Origin of the sequence: Brachybacterium saurashtrense (genome assembly GCF_003355475.1) — a bacterium.
Taxonomy (GTDB): domain Bacteria; phylum Actinomycetota; class Actinomycetes; order Actinomycetales; family Dermabacteraceae; genus Brachybacterium; species Brachybacterium saurashtrense.
In genome coordinates this window covers 103,548-120,804 of record NZ_CP031356.1, presented here as the reverse complement: position 1 = coordinate 120,804, position 17,257 = coordinate 103,548, and the positions used below count along the sequence as shown (strand labels likewise).

General features: G+C 75.0%; 15 protein-coding genes and 1 pseudogene. 3 read left to right on the top strand and 13 right to left on the bottom strand.

The features are described from left to right. Positions 1-27: 27 nt before the first annotated feature. Genes DWV08_RS00540 through DWV08_RS00520 form a run of 5 tightly spaced genes read right to left on the bottom strand, consistent with a single transcriptional unit; the run spans position 28 to position 4,541 of the window. The gene (locus tag DWV08_RS00540) at positions 28-963 is read right to left on the bottom strand and encodes a Na+-dependent transporter (protein WP_115414840.1); all 936 of its coding nucleotides are present in this window, start codon (positions 961-963) and stop codon (positions 28-30) included. 33 nt (positions 964-996) lie between these two features. Continuing rightward, positions 997-1,632, bottom strand: coding sequence for a response regulator transcription factor (locus DWV08_RS00535; RefSeq protein WP_115412015.1), 636 nt, complete (start codon positions 1,630-1,632; stop codon positions 997-999). Next, positions 1,629-2,780, bottom strand: a complete 1,152-nt coding sequence (locus tag DWV08_RS00530) for a sensor histidine kinase (RefSeq protein ID WP_241237419.1) — start codon at positions 2,778-2,780, stop codon at positions 1,629-1,631. Before DWV08_RS00530 ends, DWV08_RS00535 begins: the two co-directional genes overlap by 4 nt. Positions 2,781-2,793: 13 nt before the next feature. Beyond that, positions 2,794-3,570, bottom strand: a complete 777-nt coding sequence (locus DWV08_RS00525; protein ID WP_115412013.1) for an ABC transporter permease — start codon at positions 3,568-3,570, stop codon at positions 2,794-2,796. Further along, positions 3,567-4,541, bottom strand: a complete 975-nt coding sequence (locus DWV08_RS00520; RefSeq protein ID WP_115412012.1) for an ABC transporter ATP-binding protein — start codon at positions 4,539-4,541, stop codon at positions 3,567-3,569. Before DWV08_RS00520 ends, DWV08_RS00525 begins: the two co-directional genes overlap by 4 nt. Before the next feature lie 91 nt (positions 4,542-4,632). Between DWV08_RS00520 and DWV08_RS00515 the strand changes: the two genes are divergently transcribed. Then, positions 4,633-6,153 (top strand): amidohydrolase, encoded by a 1,521-nt coding sequence (locus DWV08_RS00515; RefSeq protein ID WP_115412011.1) that lies wholly within the window; start codon positions 4,633-4,635, stop codon positions 6,151-6,153. Positions 6,154-6,359: 206 nt separating this feature from the next. Here the strand turns inward: DWV08_RS00515 and DWV08_RS00510 are convergent. From DWV08_RS00510 to DWV08_RS00500, 3 genes and pseudogenes are all read right to left on the bottom strand, one after another. After that, positions 6,360-6,728: pseudogene (locus DWV08_RS00510) on the bottom strand (DoxX family protein); the annotation flags it as partial. Next, entirely contained in the window at positions 6,725-7,456 is a 732-nt protein-coding gene (locus DWV08_RS00505; RefSeq protein ID WP_115412010.1) for a VOC family protein, read from the bottom strand. The pseudogene DWV08_RS00510 and the gene DWV08_RS00505, both read right to left, overlap by 4 nt. A gap of 44 nt (positions 7,457-7,500) precedes the next feature. Further along, a complete protein-coding gene (locus DWV08_RS00500; protein WP_115412009.1) occupies positions 7,501-9,858 on the bottom strand; it encodes a hypothetical protein in 2,358 nt (785 codons plus the stop codon). A gap of 248 nt (positions 9,859-10,106) precedes the next feature. On the opposite strand from DWV08_RS00500, the gene DWV08_RS00495 reads away from it, so the two are divergent. Further along, a complete protein-coding gene (locus DWV08_RS00495; protein ID WP_115412008.1) occupies positions 10,107-11,006 on the top strand; it encodes a serine protein kinase RIO in 900 nt (299 codons plus the stop codon). A 12-nt stretch (positions 11,007-11,018) separates the two neighbouring features. Here the strand turns inward: DWV08_RS00495 and DWV08_RS00490 are convergent, their stop codons facing one another. The 3 genes from DWV08_RS00490 to DWV08_RS00480 all read right to left on the bottom strand — a co-directional run bounded on the left by DWV08_RS00490 (position 11,019) and on the right by DWV08_RS00480 (position 13,911). Further along, positions 11,019-11,501, bottom strand: coding sequence for a DnaJ family domain-containing protein (locus tag DWV08_RS00490; protein ID WP_162801458.1), 483 nt, complete (start codon positions 11,499-11,501; stop codon positions 11,019-11,021). 64 nt (positions 11,502-11,565) lie between these two features. Further along, on the bottom strand, positions 11,566-12,795 hold the full coding sequence (locus tag DWV08_RS00485) for a beta-propeller fold lactonase family protein (protein ID WP_115412006.1): 1,230 nt from the start codon (positions 12,793-12,795) through the stop codon (positions 11,566-11,568). 75 nt (positions 12,796-12,870) lie between these two features. Next, entirely contained in the window at positions 12,871-13,911 is a 1,041-nt protein-coding gene (locus tag DWV08_RS00480; protein WP_115412005.1) for a GNAT family N-acetyltransferase, read from the bottom strand. A 159-nt stretch (positions 13,912-14,070) separates the two neighbouring features. Between DWV08_RS00480 and DWV08_RS00475 the strand changes: the two genes are divergently transcribed. Further along, a complete protein-coding gene (locus tag DWV08_RS00475) occupies positions 14,071-15,165 on the top strand; it encodes a MerR family transcriptional regulator (RefSeq protein WP_115412004.1) in 1,095 nt (364 codons plus the stop codon). On the opposite strand, the gene DWV08_RS00470 is transcribed toward DWV08_RS00475, so the two are convergent. After that, positions 15,162-15,659: a DUF1648 domain-containing protein gene (locus DWV08_RS00470; protein WP_115412003.1), complete on the bottom strand. Its 498-nt coding sequence runs from the start codon at positions 15,657-15,659 to the stop codon at positions 15,162-15,164. The genes DWV08_RS00475 and DWV08_RS00470 overlap by 4 nt on opposite strands. Positions 15,660-15,721: 62 nt before the next feature. Continuing rightward, complete coding sequence (locus DWV08_RS00465; protein WP_115412002.1) at positions 15,722-16,942, bottom strand: AAA family ATPase; 1,221 nt, start codon at positions 16,940-16,942, stop codon at positions 15,722-15,724. Between the last annotated feature and the right edge of the window lie 315 nt (positions 16,943-17,257).

Below are 17,257 nucleotides of genomic sequence, written 5' to 3'. Positions count from 1 at the left end.
TGGCCACGTGGTTCTCCTCTCGGCGGATCAGTCCGCCTTCGGGCCCACCACACCCAGCAGCACCCCCAGGGAGGTGGCCTCCCCGGCCCGGCGGCGGCGCACCAGGCCGCTGGCGAGCGCGTAGGGCACCAGCATCACGAAGCCGACGGCGCTCAGCAGCAGGATCGCGAGGACGATGGAGCCGTCGTCCTCCGGGCCGGTGCCGGTGCGGGCCACGAGCAGGGCGGCGGCGATGTTGCGCTGGCTGGTGAGGATCGCGGGGCCGTCCGGCACGGTGAGGGTGCTCCCGGCGAGGTCCCCGGAGAAGCGGCCGACGAGGAAGGCCATCGCCACCAGGCCCGCCGCGACCAGCAGCACCGGGGAGAGCAGGAGGTCCAGCACCAGGGCGCTGTTCGCGCCGAAGCCGGAGAGGAACATCAGCACCGCGGAGACGGCGGCGACGCTGCCGGCGGTGCGCGCCAGCTGGTCCGCACGGCGCGGGAACACGGCGCCCAGCACGATCCCGGCGACCATCGGGGAGAGCATGGTGCCCAGCAGCAGCTGCGCCACCGCCCAGCCGTGCACGTCCACGTCCTGCAGCAGAAACGGCACCACCAGCGGCATGAACACGATCGAGCCCAGCAGCAGCACCGCCATCGGACCGGCGGTCTCGCCGTAGGGGATGCGGGCCATCGCGCCCAGCTGCAGCACGAACGGGGCGCCGGCCGCGCACAGCGCGATGACGAAGCCCTCGCCCGTGTGGTGCGGCAGCAGTCCGTTCAGCAGCCACACCAGCAGGGTGCCCACCGCGGGGACGACCACGAAGTTCGCGCCCAGCACCGCGAGGACGGTGCGGCGGTCCCGCATCTGGTCGCGGAAGGCGCGCAGCGGGGTGCGCAACCCCATGGAGAGCATCGACGCGATCGCGAAGGCGGGCACGCTGACCTCGATCAGCGCGCCGAGCAGGGATTCGAGCGTGTGCACCACGGCAGGCTACGCGGATCCCGGCCGGTGCGGTCAGATCCAGCCGTTGTCGGAGGCGGTCCTCACGGCCTCGGCCCGGTTGGTCACCCCGAGCTTCCCGATCACGGAGGAGAGGTGGTTGCGCACCGTGCCCTCGGAAAGGAACAGGGTGCGGGCGATCGCGGCGGTGCCGGCCCCGGCCGCGGCGGTCTGCAGCACCTCCGTCTCCTTCGCGGTGAGGGGGCTGGGACCCACGGCGAGGGACTGGGCGGCGAGCTCCGGATCCACCACCCGCAGCCCCTGGTGAACCCGGCGGATCGCATCCACCAGCCGCTCCACCGGGGTGTCCTTGACCATGAAGCCGTGGGCGCCGGCCTCCATCGTGCGGCGCAGGTAGCCGGCGCGGCCGAAGGTGGTCAGCACGATGATCCGCGGCGCGCCCTCCTGCCCCGTGAGCACCTCGGCGGCGGCGATCCCGTCGGCCGGACCGTCGGCGCCGTCGGCGGTGGTGCCGGCGGGCATCTGCACGTCCAGCAGCAGCACGTCGGGGCGGTGCGCGGCGACGGCGGCGAGGGTCCCGGCGCCGTCGGCCGCCTCCCCCACCACCTCGAGGTCCTTCTCCAGGCGCAGCAGCGCCACCAGGCCGGAGCGCAGGATCGCCTGGTCGTCGGCGACCACCAGGCGGATCATGACGCCTCCCCCATCCGTGCCGTGAGAGCGGTGCCGTCCTCGCCGGAGCGCAGCTCGAGCCGGCCGCCGGCGAGCGCGACCCGGGCCTCGAGCCCGCGCAGTCCGCTGCGGGCGGCGCCGTGCGGGATGCCGATGCCGTCGTCGGCGACGGTGACGGTGTCCTCGGTGACGGTGATCGCGGCGCTCCCGGCGTGGGAGTGGCGCACGATGTTGGTGACCCCTTCGCGGATCACGTAGCCGAACAGCTCGGCGAGGTCGTCGTGCAGGGGCGGCAGCGCGGTGGGCACCTCGGCGCGGATGCCCACGGTGGCCAGCACGGTGCGGGCGGAGGCGATCTCGGTGGCGGCGCGCACGGTCTGCATGCCGGAGGCGGTGGCGCGCACGTCGGCGAGCGCCTGGCGCACGGTGCCCTCGATGTGCTCGAGCTGGTCCCGCGCGGCGGGCGGATCGGTCTCCAGCAGGCGCCGGGCGAGCTGCGCGGAGATGATCAGCGAGGTGAGGGAGTGGCCGACGAGGTCGTGGAGGTCGCGGCCGATGCGCTCGCGCTCGGCGGCGACGGCGAGCACGGCGTTGCGGCGCTGGGCGGCCTCGAGCTGCTCCTGCAGCATCTGCTGGCGGATGCCCGCCCCGATCCCCCAGGCCATCACCGCACCCATCACCGCCAGGCCCGCCGCGATCGGCACGCCCGTCGCGATCGCGAGCACCAGCACCAGCAGGCAGACGCCGAGCATGGAGGGCACCGCCCAGCGCCACGGCAGCAGCAGCACGTGGGTCATGGCCTGGAACATCACCATGTACAGCACGTTCACGCCGAGCAGCGGCAGCAGGGCCAGCAGCACGAGGGTGCACAGCGCCAGCCAGAGCAGCCGCACCCGCAGCGGGTACAGCCCGATGCCGCAGGTGGCGACGAACATCGCCCCGTACAGCAGCAGCATTGCCGTCGCCAGCGCCGCCGCGGGGCCGGGGGACTGGGTCCACGCGAACACGATCGGGACGAGGATGAACAGCACCGGCGGGATCGAGAACGCGAGCCCGCCGGAGTCCCGCGCCGCCCGCAGGATGCCGCGCGGGGTGAGGGGGCGCGCGGCGTCCTCGTCCTCGGTGCCGTGCACCCAGGTCTCCCGGTCCGTCTCGCCTGCCGCCTGCATGGGAGACATTGTGTCAGCGCCGGGTCAGGCCCACGGCGTGGCGGAGACCGAGGGCGCACAGCGCGCCGAGGGCGAGGCTCCAGGCCCCGATCACCAGCAGCCCGATGACGGGGAGCTCGCCGCCCTGCAGGGTCCATTCGCCCAGCTGCGAGATCCAGTAGGTGGGCATCGCCCGGCCGATCTGCTGCATCCACTCCGGGAACATCTCCAGCGGCATCCACAGCCCGCCGAAGATCGCCATCGCCATCATGGTGACCACGCCGCCGGCCATCGCGGCGCCGCCCTTCAGCAGCATGCCCAGCACGATGCCGAGGAGGATGGTGGGCAGCAGCCCGAGCCAGAGCACCGCGACGGTGGCCAGGAAGGACCCCGGCCCGACCTCGACACCGGTGGCCACGCCCACCAGGCCCACGGCCGCCAGGGCCGGGAGGATCACGGCGCTGGCGGCCATCACCGAGCCGGCGAGGAAGGAGCGCGGGGACAGCCCGGCCACGATCAGCTGGCGCAGGAAGCCGCTGCGCTGGTCCTCCTGGATCTGGGTGCCGGCGGTGACGGCGGCGCCGAGCCCGCCGTAGGCGGCCATGTTCACCATGATCACGCCGCGCGCCTGGCCTGCGCCCTCCTGCCCGAACATCATGGAGAACAGCAGGTACATCCCCACCGGCAGCGCAATGGTGAACACCATGAACACGACGTTGGTGACGGTCATGCCCGTGGTGTGCAGCGCGTAGCGCAGGGTGCGGGTCGCGGCCGACGGGGCGGCGGCGGTGGCAGGGGCGGCGGTGCTCATCGTGTCTCCTCGTGCGCGGTGATCGTCAGGAAGGCCTCCTCGAGGCCGGGGGCGGTGACGAGCAGGTCGTGCACCCTCCCGGCGAGCGGCCCGGTGAACAGGGCCGCCAGGGCGGCGTCGGCGTCGGTGCACACGGCCCGGACGCGGCCGGGCGCGGTCTCGTCGGCGTCGGCCTCCGCGACGCCCGGCAGGGCGGCGATCTCGCGGGTGGTCGCGCCGCGCAGGGTGAGCACGCGCCCGCCGACGATCGCCCCGATCTCGGCCCCGGTGCCGTCGGCGACCACCCGCCCGCCGTCCATCACGATCACGCGGGCCGCCTCGCGCTCGGCCTCCTCGAGGTGGTGGGTGGCGAAGACGACGGTGCGGCGGCTCGCGGCGACCTCCCGCATCCGGTCCCAGAAGGCGCGGCGGGCACCCACGTCCATGCCCACGGTGGGCTCGTCCAGCAGCAGCACCTGGGGGTCGCCGAGCAGCGCGATCGCGAAGCGCACCCGCTGAGCCTGGCCGCCGGAGAGGGCGCCCATCTTCCGGGGCATGAGCTCGGCGATGTCCGCCCGGGCGACCACCTCGGGCAGGGGCAGCGGGTGGGCGTGCAGGGCGTGGAGCATCCGCAGCATGGCCCGCACCCGCTGGTCCGGCAGCAGCGCGCCGCCCTGCAGCATGGCGCCGATCAGCCCGGTGCGGGCGGCGGTGGTCGGGTCGGTGCCCAGCACCCGCACCGTGCCGGCATCGGGGCGCGCCAGGCCCACCATCATCTCCATCGCGGTGGACTTGCCGGCGCCGTTGGGGCCCAGCAGCGCCACCACCTCGCCGCGGCGGATCTCCAGGTCGAGGCCGTCGAGGGCGCGCACCGCGCCGTAGTGCCGGCGCACCCCGGTGAGGCGGAGCGCGGCGGGGACATCGAGGGCGGAGGGCCGGGCGGGAGCGGGCGCGTTCGTCGGCGGAGGGGCGGGGGCGGCGGTCTCGGACATGCCCTCAGGCTCCCGCGCCGGCCCGGCGCGCCCCAGTCCCCGCGGTCACGCCCGTCCCATGACAGCCGTCATGCCAGGCTACTCTGGATCAGTGCTGATCAGACAGGTGCGGCCGTGCGACGCCGCCACGGGCGAGGCCCCCGCGACCGCGGTGGATCTGCGGCTACGCGACGGGATGATCGCCGAGCGCGGTCCGGGACTGCGCGCCGCGCCGGGCGAGGAGGTGCTCGACGGCGGCGGGGCGCTCGCGATCCCGGGGCTGTGGGATCAGCACGTGCACTCCGGTCAGCTCGCCCAGGCCCATGCCCGCCTGGACACCACCGGGGCCGGCAGCGTGGGAGTGATCCTGGAGCTGGTGCGCGCGGAGCTCGCCGCCCGCCGGGAGTCCGCCCTCGCGCCGGGCCAGGCGCTGATCGGCTTCGGCCACCGCCTGGTGGACTTCGCGGTGCCGCCCACGGTGCCCGCCCTCGACGAGGCCGCCGGCGCGGTGCCGGCGGTGCTGATCGGCGGGGACGCGCACCACGCCTGGCTGAACTCCGCAGCGCTGCGAGCCCTGGGCCTGCCCCCGCGGGACGGGATCGTGGCGGAGGAGGAGTGGTTCGCGCTCGCCCCGCGCCTGCCGGAGCTGCCGGGGGTGGCCGAGGCCGTCGCGACCGGAGCGGCGATGCTGCAGCGACAGGCGCTGCAGCGCGGTGTGGTGGGGCTGACGGACATGGAGTGGGGCCGTCCGTGGGAGGTGTGGCCGGGCCGGGCGCCGCGGATGCGGATCCGCACCGCGGTGTATCCCGAGCAGCTCGCCGCGGCGCCGGGCCCCACGGGCACGGTGCTCGAGGAGCGCGGCCTGGTGACGATGGGCCCGCTGAAGGTGATCGTGGACGGCGCGCTCGGCTCCCACTCCGCCTACACCCGCGACGCCTACACGGACGGGCACGGCTACAGCGGCCACGGGGTGCTCAGCGTGGGTCCCGAGGCGCTGCGGGAGGCTCTGGCCGAGGCGCGCTCGCGGGGCCTGGACGCCGCGGTGCACGCCATCGGCGACGCCGCCGCGCAGGTGGCGCTCGCGGCGATCGCCGAGGTGGGGATCGCGGCCCGGATCGAGCACGCGCAGATGCTCACCGACGACGACATCGACACGATGGCCGCGCTCGGCGTCACCGCCTCGGTGCAGCCCGCGCACCTGCTGGACGACCGCGACGCCACCGAGACGATCTGGCCCGGCCACGGCACGCAGGCGTTCCGGCTGCGGGATCTGCGGGAGGCCGGGGTGCAGCTGGCGCTGGGCTCCGACGCCCCCGTGGCGCCGCTGGACCCGTGGCTGGCGATGGCCGCCGCCGTGCACCGCAGCGCCGACGAGCGCCCCGCCTGGCATCCGCGCCAGCAGCTTCAGCCGCGCGAGGCCCTCGCCGCCTCGACCGACGGGATCGACGCGCTGCAGGTGGGCGGCCCGGCGGACGTGGTGCTGCTCGAGGACGCGGAGCACCTGTTCGCCGACGTGCCCCGCGGCACGGACGGGCTGATGGACGAGGGCGCCGCCCGGGAGGCCGGGCAGCGCCTGCAGGCCGCGGAGGTGCTGGCCACGGTGGTGGCGGGACGGCTCGAGTCGCAGCGCTGAGCGGGGTCGGGCGCGGCGGAGCTGTCAGGTGGGCAGCGACGCGGCGACCGCGGACGCCTCGCGCACGATCAGCGGCCCGGTCTCTCCGCACGAGCGCGGTCGAGCTCGGCGACCGGGTCGGGGAGCTGCGGCGCCGCACGGGCGGCGATCCGCGCGAGGGTCTCCTCGCGCGACGGCGTCGACGAGGTCCTGTCCCGTGCGCCGTGCGCGACGTGCAGCGCCTGCGCGATGAGCACTCCCTGCAGGGGCAGGCGGCCCAGCGCGATCGCGCGGCGTCGCGGCGGGGCGTTGCGCCAGTCGTACGCCATCTGCACGTTCGCCGGGAACACGGCCACGAACAGGCCCGCCGCCGCGAGACCGCCGAGCGCCCGGGTGCGGGGCGCGGCCAGCAGCCCGGCGACGCCGAGCTCCGCGACGCCGGAGGTGAGGGTGTAGGCGCGCGCAGGCCCCGGCAGCGCCCGCGGCACGATCGCATCGAAGGTCCGCGGCCGGGCGAGGTGCAGGGCGCCGGCCGCCCCGAGCAGCACGGCGAGGAACGACGCGGTGCCGCGGCCCGGGCCGCCACCCGGGGTCATGCGGCGGCCCCGGGGGCCGGCAGCACGCAGAACTCGTTGCCGGAGGGGTCGCGGAACACCCGCCAGGGCAGCTCGCCCCAGTCGGGGTGGAGCTCCTCGCCGCCGCGCGCGGCGATCCCGGCGGCGATCACGTCCGGCTCCTCGCCGGCCTCGAGCCGCACGTCGAGGTGGATCGGGTTCTTGGCGCCGGGGCGCTTGGGCTCCGGCTCCGGGCACAGCTCCAGCAGCGGGCCGCGCCCGGACCGGTGGCGCAGCGTGCGGGGCGCGACGCCGGGCGCAGGGACCCAGCCGCTCAGCCACGCCCAGAACTCCGCGTCCCGCACCGGATCGGAGGAGTCCATCGGCAGGGCCGCGATCGGACCGGTGCGCGTGTACGCCTCCCGCTCCTCCATGACGCAGAACGCCCCGCCCTCCACGTCGCCGAGCACCGTCCACGGCACCTCGCCCTGGCCGATGTCGAGATCGCGGGCCCCGAGGGCGCGCAGGCGCGCGGCGACCTCCTCCTGCGCCGCTCCCCCGAGGAGGTCGAGGTGGAGGCGCGGGGGCGCGGTGTTCGGGGCGGGCACGCGGGCGAAGCACAGGTCGAGGTAGGCCTCGCCGTCGAGGGCGAGGCGGGTCTCGTACAGCTCCGGCGTCGCGGTGAGGGTGGCGGTGCCGAGCGCCTCCTCCCAGAAGCGGCCCAGGCGGAGCGGGTCGAGGGCGTCGATGCCGAGGTTCTCGAGGAACATGGCACCACCCTATGGCCGCGCCCCGGGGCCGCGCCGCCGGGTTCTCACTCCTCCTCGGTGCCGAGCACGTCGGCCCGGGCGTCGTGGATCCGGTACCCACGGGGCGTGTCCGGGTCGTCGAGCAGCACCAGCAGGCCGTCCCCCTCCTGCCGCACCGTGACGCCCGGGAAGCGGCCGTCCTGCCCCGGCAGCATCGTCCGCTGCCACGTCTCGCCGGCATCGCGGCTCGCCCAGAGGCAGGCGCCCACCCCGCGCTCCGCCGTGGAGTCGTCCTCCTCGTCGGCGACGGGACGGTCGATCCACCCGCCCGCGATCAGCGCGCCCTCGCCGAGGTCGAGGACGGGGCCGCGCGCGGTGTCGTCATCGCTGCGATAGGTCTCGGTGAGCGTGCCGTCGACGGCGAGCCGCGACTCCGCGCGGCGGGAGCCCACCCAGCCGTGGACCGTGGTGCCCACCACCCCGGCGAAGGACCAGCCGGGGGCGGCCCCCTCGGGCGCGACCGTCACCCAGCTCTCGCCGTCCTGCACGAACAGGACCGGGCGCCGGGCATCCTCGACGTCCTGCACGAGACCGAGCGCGATGAGCGTGCCGTCCACCGCGGTGACCTCGAGGATCTGGCCGCCGTGGGCGGCGAGCTCCGGCGAGGGGTGCTCGATGGTCGGCGGCGGCACGGCCTCCCAGGTCAGGCCGTCCTCCGAGGCGTAGAGACCGGGAGTGAGGACGGCGTCGTCGTCGCCCTCCCCGGGGACCCATTCCGCGAGGGGGAGGTAGTGCGTGCCCGCGACGGTGGTGCCGCGCCCCACCCGCATCCCGTGGTCGGAGCGCAGAAGCCCGCTCGCACTCTCCCACTCGGCGCCGTCGGCCGAGACCTGGGCGTGGACTCCGGGATCCTCGCCGTCGGAGACGATCCCCGCGACGAGCGTCAGGCTGCCCTCGAAGCAGTGGAGGGAGATGCTCGAGGGCGCGTCGGGACCCAGCGCCGGGGTGAGGCGCCGGACCACGCGGTCCTCGGCGTCGACCCCGAACGTGAAACCGTCCTGCTCCGTGCGCCAGCTGATCCGCTCGTCGGTGCGCACCATGGTCCCGACCCTCCAGGAGAACTCCCCGGTGAGCCCGGCGCCGGTCGCCCCGTCGGGGACGCTGAGGGACCGGGCCTGGGCGAAGGGGAGCCCGTCGCGATCGTGAGGGTGCTCCCCGGTGCTGCCGAGCACTCGGTCGTGCACGCGGTAGAGCGTGGCGGTCTCGTCGAGCACGGCGCCGAACAGCGAGTGGACGGCGTACCTGTCCTTCGCGGAGACGGTCCAGGTGCCGTCCTCCTCGCGTCGCAGGCGCCGGCAGTCGTCGGCGAAGAAGGTCGGGGCGAGCAGGGCCGCGCCGTCGGCGGAGCGGACCGGGAGCCCGAGCGAGAGGTCGGCGAAGTCGATCGGGGTGTCGGGATCCAGGGATCCACGGCCGTCGGTCTGCGAGAAATCCTCGATCCCCCAGGTGGGCAGCGGCACGTCCTCCCCGGCCAGATCCTGCGCGGAGGTGCCCGACCAGGCCGCGGCCCGGCGGAAGGTGACGTTCTCGTCCCACGCCACGGGCAGGTCGTGGTAGCCGATCAGCACGAAGCGCTCCCCGGCGACGAGGACGTCCCGCACGCCGCGCCAGCGCCCTTCCCCCGGCAGCGGCACGGCCTCCGTCCAGGTCGCGCCGCCGTCCTCGGAGGAGACGGCGGCCGGATCCTCCCCCACCTCCGTGCGCTGGGAGAGCACCACCAGGATCCGATCCCCGGAGCGGGCGATCCCGTCGATCCCCCAGGTCTCGCCCGCGGGCACCGCGATCGGGGCGAGCGCGGCGACCGCGCCGTCCTCGGCCACCTCCCACACCTGCACGGTGCCGTGCGCCGGCCGGGAGACCACCAGGCCGTCGCCGGCCGCGGCGAGACGCCTGTCGATCGTGGTGCCCAGCTCGGTGGTGGCCCACTCGGTGTACTCCGACGAGGTGAGCAGGGTGGTGCGGTACCGCCCCTCCCGCACCCCGCGGGTGTAGATCCGCACGGAGTCCACGTGGGCGTCCACCACGATGCCGCTGGTGGTCGGGTCGAGCGGCACCGGATGCCCGAACAGCTCCCCGGGCGTGACCACGCGCAGATCCGCCTCGAGGTTCTTCTCCCGGTGCACCAGGAGCCCGAGCGGGCGCGCGTCGGTGGGGGACAGCGCCCAGTCCTCGCGGAACACCGGCTCCTTCGGCAGGAGACCGACGGACGTGGTCAGCGGCGCCAGCGTGACCGAGGCCCGCGGCGCGGGCCCGCTCCACGGCAGGGTCACGTCGCAGCCCGCCAGGCCCACTGCCCCCGGCAGCGTGCCGGAGTGCAGCAGCGAACGACGGGACGGCCGGAGCGAGGTGCGCGCGGAGCTCATGGACACACCTGACCACAGTCTCGGCACCGGGCCCGAGGTTCTCCACAACGCGCAGGTCACAGCGCACTCAGACGCAACGGATATTCACTGGCGGCCGGGCGCGCCCTCCCCGTAGGCTCGCCTCGTCGCCGCCCCCGCCGGGCGGCCCGAGGGAGAGGAGGACCTGATGCGTGTCGCCGTGACGACCCCTGCCGTCCTCCCCACCCGCGTGCCCCGCTGAGAGCGGGCACCTCCCTCAGGAGCCCTCCATGACATCGTCCTTCGACAGGGACGCCTTCTTCGCCCGGTCCATGTACACCCTCTCCCTCGCCGAGCTCGACGAGGACCAGCGCTGGTCCACCTGGCCCGAGACCGCCCACACCCTCGACCGCGGCCCCCAGCCCTTCCCCGACTGGGTGGTCCAGCACGACGGCGCGGTCGACACCGAGCTGGGCATCCTCAAGACCGGCAAGGAGGCCGACGCCTTCCTGCTCGAGCGCGCCCTGCCCGCCGCGCAGCGCACCGGCGCGCCCGGCGAGGAGACGCTGCTGGTCGCCAAGCGGTACCGCGCCCCGGAGCTGACCACCTTCCACCGCAGCAGCGCCTACACCGAGGGCCGCCGCACCAAGGACACCCGCGAGGCGCGCGCGATCGCCAAGGGCACCGCCTTCGGCCGGCAGGCCGCCGCCGGGCAGTGGGCCCGCACCGAGTTCGAGGTGCTGGGCCGGCTGTGGCGGGCCGGGGTGCCGGTCCCCTACCCGGTGCAGATCGTGGGCACCGAGCTGCTGATGGAGTTCGTCGGCACCGATGACGTCGACGGCGCGGTGGCCGCCCCGCGCCTGCAGGAGACGCGCCCGGACGCCGCGACCGCGGAGCGCTGGGCGCGGCGGCTGCGGGAGGCGGTGCTGCAGCTGGCGGAGCTCGGCTTGGTCCACGGCGACCTCTCCCCGTACAACGTGCTCGCCGATTCTCGGCAGGCCGCGCCGGACCCGGTGATCATCGACGTCCCGCAGGTGATCGACCTGATCGCGAACCCGCACGGCGGGGAGTACCTGCGCCGGGACTGCGCCACGATCTGCACCTGGCTGTGCGCGCAGGGCGCCCCGCCGTCGGCCGCCGATCCCGAGGAGTGGTGCGCCGCCGCGTGGCGCGCGGGGACGCGGAGCTGAGCCGCGCCCCGGTCAGCCCCGTCGGCCGAGCCGCCACCAGCGCCGCCGGCCCCGCGGCGGCGCGCTCGGCGCCGCGGCGGGCGGCGGGGCCGGTTCCTCCGCCCGCGGCGTGCGCTCCGCGTGCAGCGCCCGCCACTGCGCGGCGGCGTCCTCCTCCTCCCAGGCGGGGGCGAGCATCGTCTGGAAGGGATTGCGGCGACGGTCCTGGTGGACCCGCTCGGTGAAGTCCGCGGCGTACTCGCGGGCGGCCCGGGCGCTGGGCAGCTCCGCGAGGGTCTCCGCGCGGTGCTCGTACTCCTTGCGCAGCAGCACCACCACCGGCAGCAGGGCCTCGCGGTCGATGGTGCCGTCGGCGAGGCGCTGGTTCACCCACCAGTCCGGGTCGTGGGTGTCCGGCAGCTGCAGCGGCTTCCCGGCGCCGGGCAGGTCGTCGAAGTCGCCGCGGGCCGCGGCCTGCTCGAGCGCGGATTCCACCCGGGCCACGTCCGGGTCCATCCGCGGCCCCAGCGTGCGCGGGTCCAGCCGGGGGCCGGGCCCTCGTCGGGCGTGGGCGGGGAGGTCACGGCTCCACGGTGCCGACCGCGGCGGTGTCGTCGAATACGTCGAGCGAGCCGGCGTAGTTCGCCACCCACACCCGGCGCTGGGTGGGCTCGTAGGTGATCCCGATCGGGTTCTTGCCCACCTCGACCGTCTGGATCTCCTCGAGGGTCGCGGTGTCGATCTTCGAGACGGTGTTCGCGTAGTAGTTCACGACGTACAGCGCGAGCCCGTCCGGGGAGATCGCCATGGTGCGCGGCTCCCGCCCGGTCTCCGCGGTGCGCAGCACCTCGCCGGTGGCGGCGTCGAGCTCCACCAGGCGGTCGCTGCCGGAGACGGTCATGTACAGGCGGCTCGCGTCCGGGGAGAGCACCAGGTGGCGGGGCTTGTCGCCGGTGTCCATCACCAGCTCGCTCTCCCCCGTCTCCAGGTCCACCCGGTACAGCTCGTCGGCGTACATCGCGGTGACGTAGGCGGTGCGGTTGTCCGGCAGGATCACGCTGCCGCGCGGCGCGGCGTCCACGGGGACCTCGCGGATCTCCTCGCCGGCGTCGAGGTCCAGCACCGAGACGGTCTCATCGCACCAGTTCGAGACCAGGGCGCGGGAGCCGTCCGCGGAGAGGGAGAGGAACTTGGGCACCCGGCCCACCTCGATCACCTGGTCCCACTGCCCGGAGGCGACGTCCAGGCGGAACACGGCCGAGAGTCCGATGGCGTCGCCGTTCGCGCAGTCGTCGGTGGCGGTGGCGCCCTCGCCGGGGCCGCGCAGCCGGTACTGGGAGACGTAGGCGTACGCCCCGTCCGGCGTGAACACGGCCTCGACCGGCGCGCCCTGGGTGACCCCGGCCCGCTCCGGCATGCCGAACTCCGCCAGGTCCACCTCGTCCACCACGGTGCGGGTGAGCTCGAGGGTCTCCGCGTCGTACAGCGTGGAGGTGTGGCTGTACATCATGTTGTTCGCGATCACGGTGCCGGTGGGGGAGGCGACCACGGACTTCGGGGTGATGTCCCCGGTGATCCGCTCGCGGTGCACCAGCCGGGTGGTGTTCGAGGGGTCACCCGGCGGGAGTGCGGCCCCCGGCTCCCCCGCCGCGCCGGCCGCCGAGCCGGGGCTCGGCCCGAGCGCACTGGTGGCGACGCCGGCGACCATGCCACCGGCCATCACGAGCGAGAGGATCGCGATGGCGATCGTGAACTGCTCGTGCGGTCGCCCGCGCCGCGTCCTGCGGCGGTGCTTCGGCTGCACGGTCATCTCTGCCCCCTCCCGTGCCGCCGAACCTAGTCGGCTCGGCGGCGCGGGCCGGGAGGTGGCGCGGCGTGTCGGGGATCAGAGGGCGGGACGGCCCTGCAACACCAGCTCGTGGCACACGATCCGGTAGCCGAGCTTCTCGTTGATCCCGATCATCCACGGGTTCACGTGCGAGTTCCAAGTGACCAGGCTGCGCAGCTGCGGGGCGCGCTCGCGCAGCTGGGCATGGGTGGCGACCTTCAGCGCCAGGCCCAGCCGGTGCCCGCGGTGCTCGGGCATCACCAGGGTGTTCTCCTGGTAGCCGAGGGTGCTGGCCGCGTTCTCGTGCACGTGCACCTCGGAGTTGCCCACGAAGCTGCCGTCGGGCGCCACGGCGACCGCGACGATCCGCGCGGTGCCGGACTCCCGCAGCCGGCGCTCCCGCCCGCGCAACCGCGCGGGCGTGTACTCGGCGGGCTCGTGCTCCACCTCCTCGTCGGGCTCGTCGATCTCCAGCTGGGTGAGCAGGCGGCCGTAGGCCTCCAGGTGCTCCTCGGGCAGGTCCCCGTCCCACAGCGCCACCCGGTACTCGCCGAGCCGTTCCTCGGCCTCGGCCCGCAGGCCCTCCAGCAGCGCGGGCTCCAGCGGCAGCGGCAGCGCCCGGCACACGGCGAGGTTCCTGCGGGTCAGGCCCAGCCTCGCGGCGAGGCGGTGCACGGGGTGCCCGGGATCGTCGGGGTCCTCCCCCGGCGCGACCTCGCCGTACGCCTCCACCAGGGGGCGGCCCGCCTCGCGCAGGGCGGGCAGCAGCGCCTCCTCGAGCAGCGCGGTGCCGATCCCGCGGCCCCGATGGGCGGGGTGCACGGCCACGCCCGCGGTGATCGATTCGAGGTTGTCCTGCAGCGGCATGTGCGTGGCGGCGCGGCCCACCAGCATCTCGCCGCCGTCCATGCCCTCCACCACGGCCACCCAGCGGTGCACCGCCCAGTACGGGGAGTCGGCGAGCTCGGCGCGCAGCTGCGCGAGGCTCAGCTCCTGATGGCCGCCGTAGGCGTGGTCGTCGAGCGCGACGTCGAGCGCGCGGTACTGCGCGAGCTCGAGATCGGAGGAGGTGTCCAGCGGACGGATCGTCAGGTGCATGGGGGCAGTGGATCATGGCCGGTCACGGCCAGTCGACGGAATATCCGCGAACCTCCCGCCCTCGCGGCTTGACCTTCCCCCTGGGACACTCCGGAGCGTGGTCCTCGCCGGGACGGACCCGGTGCCCGGGCCGCCGGGCGAGGAACGACGGAGGAACGCATGCGGGCAGAACGCAGGGACGACTCGCTGCTGAGCATCGGGGAGCTGGCCGCCGCGAGCGGGCTGAGCCCCAAGGCGCTGCGGCTGTACGACGAGTCCGCGCTGCTGCCGCCGCGACGGGTGGACCCGTTCACCGGCTACCGCTCCTACGGGACGGACCAGGTGGAGCGGGCCCGGCTGATCGCGGCGCTGCGCGGGCTCGGGATGGGCCTGGCACGCATCCGCGTGCTGTGCGATCTCGACCCCGAGGCCGCCGCCGCGGAGCTGCGCTCCTGGTGGCGGCAGGAGGAGGCCGACGCCCTCTCCCGCGCCGCCGCCGTCGACACCCTCGCCCGAGAGCTCGGGGAGCACCCCCAGGAGCACGCCATGACCGCATCCACCGACCACGCCGCCCCGCGCACCGCGCTCGCCCTGCACCAGGGCCTCGTGCGCCCTGCCCAGCAGGACGCCGCCCTGGTGCGGGCGCTGCCGGGCGGACGCACCCTGCTCGCCGTCGCCGACGGCTTCGGCACCGACGACGCCCTCGCCGAGCGTCTGCTCGCGGCGGTCGCCGCCGCGCTCGCGCAGGCGCTCGACGCCGACCCGTCGGCCGCGGCGCTGCCCGCCCTGGAGACCGCGTGGGCGGCGGCCGAGGCGCTGATCCCTGCCGACGCGGAGGCCGGCTCCACCCTCACCGCGGCCCTGCTCGACGGAGGGAGGCTGCACGTGGCCCACCTCGGGGACACCCGGGCGGTGCTGGTGCACGGGGAGCGGATCGAGCAGGTCACGCACGACCACACGCACGTGCGCTCCCTCGTGGAGGCGGGCCGGCTCTCCCCCGCGGAGGCCGCCGCGCACCCGGACCGGGCGGTGCTCAACCGCGCCCTCGCCGCCGGCGCCCCGACGGCCCCGGACCTGCTGGTTCGGCGCCTGGAGCCGGGCGATCTGGTGCTGGTGGCGTCCGACGGACTGCATGCCGTGGTCGACCCGTCGGCCCTGGCGGAGGCGCTGACCGGCGCGTCCGAGCACCCCGAGGTGGTGGCGGCGCGGCTGCAGCAGCTCGCGCTTGACGCCGGCGGACCGGACAACGTGGCACTCGCACTGGCGCGGGTCTAACTGCCCGCGCGGGCCACCCGGACGATCCCGACGCTCACCGCGCCGAGCAGTCCCGCCACACCGAGAGCGATCAGCGCCATTCCCACCCCGAGGATCACCGACCAGGCGATGCCGAGGTAGATCAGCTGCATCGCAAGCACCGTCCAGACCATCAGCCGCTCCCCCTCGCGGTAGACGGCCTGGGCGGTGCGCTCGGTGACCTCGCGCGGGTAGTTGAACCAGCGCGGCCTGGTCGACAGCGCGGCCATCCCCACCGACAGCAGCACCATGAGCGCGGCCAGCACCAGCACGGACCAGCGCGGCCCCCACGCATCCGCCTGCCCACGCGCATCGAAGTGCGTCGCGACGGTGGCGGGCAGGTCGGGGTAGCTCCGCAGGATCCAGGCGGTGATCGCGAGCGCCGAGAGCACCGACGCCCCGCGCAGGACCCGGGTGAGCGGACCGGTGGCATAGGTGCGGGAGGGCCGGGCGGGCGCCGTGGTCGACGAGTTCATGGTGCTGGCCAGGCTACGGGGGCTGCCCGCGGCGGGCGACCGCCGACGGTCGGGAACCGTCCCTACCCGCGCCCGGTGCGCCGCGAACGATGGGACCGGGTCAGCCCTTTGTCCGGCTCGACGTCGGCCCCCACCCCCTCGCGCTGCTCGTGCCGCAGCGCTTCGTCGAGGTACGGCAGCGCGAACTCGACGAAGCCGCGCCCGGCGGGCCGGATCAGCTCCTCCTCGATCAGCCGCTCGCGGTAGGTGGACTGGTTGCGCGGGTCGATGCCCATCCGCTCGGCGATGTCGCCGACGGCGGAGGGGCCCTCGTCCTCGAGCATCGCGCGGAGGTACTCGCGCTTGCGGGCGCTGAGCCCGCGCAGCGCCGGGCCGTGGACGTTCTTGATCATCGCCGCGATCACCGCCTCCCGGGCGCCGCGCACGTCCTCGATCTCGATCGTCGCCGCGTCGCCGCTGTTCTGCCAGGCCTTGGAGCCGACCAGCTGGATCAGGTACGGGTACCCCTGCGAGATCTCCCCGGCCAGCACGGCCGCCTCGGGGGTGATCGACCGGTCCGTGTCCGCGATCGTCATCCGGATCGCCTCCGCCGCGGTGCCCACGTCCACGCTGCCCACCTCGATGCGGTGGGCGCGGCGCAGGAAGGTGGTGCGCTCGTGCGCGAGCAGCGCGTCCACGCCGGGGCGCACCCCCGCGGCGAGGAACGCGACCGCGTGGCCGGAGCCGATGAGGTCCTGCACGTGCTGGGTGAGGGCGTGCAGCTGGTCGCGGTCCGCGGACTGCAGCTCGTCCAGCGTGATCAGCAGGCCGCCGCCGTCCTCGTCGGCCAGCTGAGCGAGGCGGTCCAGCACGGTGGTGACCGCCTCCCCCTCCCCGTCGTAGCGCTCCACCACGTCCCGGGAGGCGGCGAAGGAGGAGACACGGGCCGAGGTGAGGCGGGAGGTGACCGCCTCCGGGTCCATCTGTCGAAGATGGGCGATGGCCTGGCCGCGCAGCTCGTCGATCAGCGAGGTGGAGGAGGTGTGCATCCGCAGATCGGTCCAGCCCGCCTCGAGGGCGAGCTCCCGGAACTCGCTGAGCAGCACCGTCTTGCCGGAGCCTCGGGCGCCGGAGATCAGGATCGCCCGCGCCTCGGGGACGCTGCCGGCCAGCGCCGCCGTGAACTCCTCGAGCGCGACGTCCCGGCCGGCGAGGATCGTGGGGGTGAGGCCGAAGCCCGGGGTGAAGGGGTTCGCGGAGGGGGTGGAGGGCGATGGGGTGGAGGGCGACGGGGTGCGGGCCATCGCTCCATCGTGCCGTGTGTGTTCGTGTATGTACAGGCTCGGGGCGACTGACGGAACGCGGTGTGACCGATGAGCTCTTCGACGACAAGCACCGGGAGAACGCGAGAACGCGACATCTCCCGCACATATTCCGCGGCCCCGACTCGAATATCGAGTCTCGGCAGAGGGCGAGCCGGACACGCTGCGAGCATGCACCGGCGACGGACTCCACACCGCCCCTCGCACACTCACCATCAGCAGAGTTGCGCCAACACGACGACCCGGCGTTCCACACCTTTCCTCCACAGCGCCGCCCTCCCCGCCCTCCGACCTCCC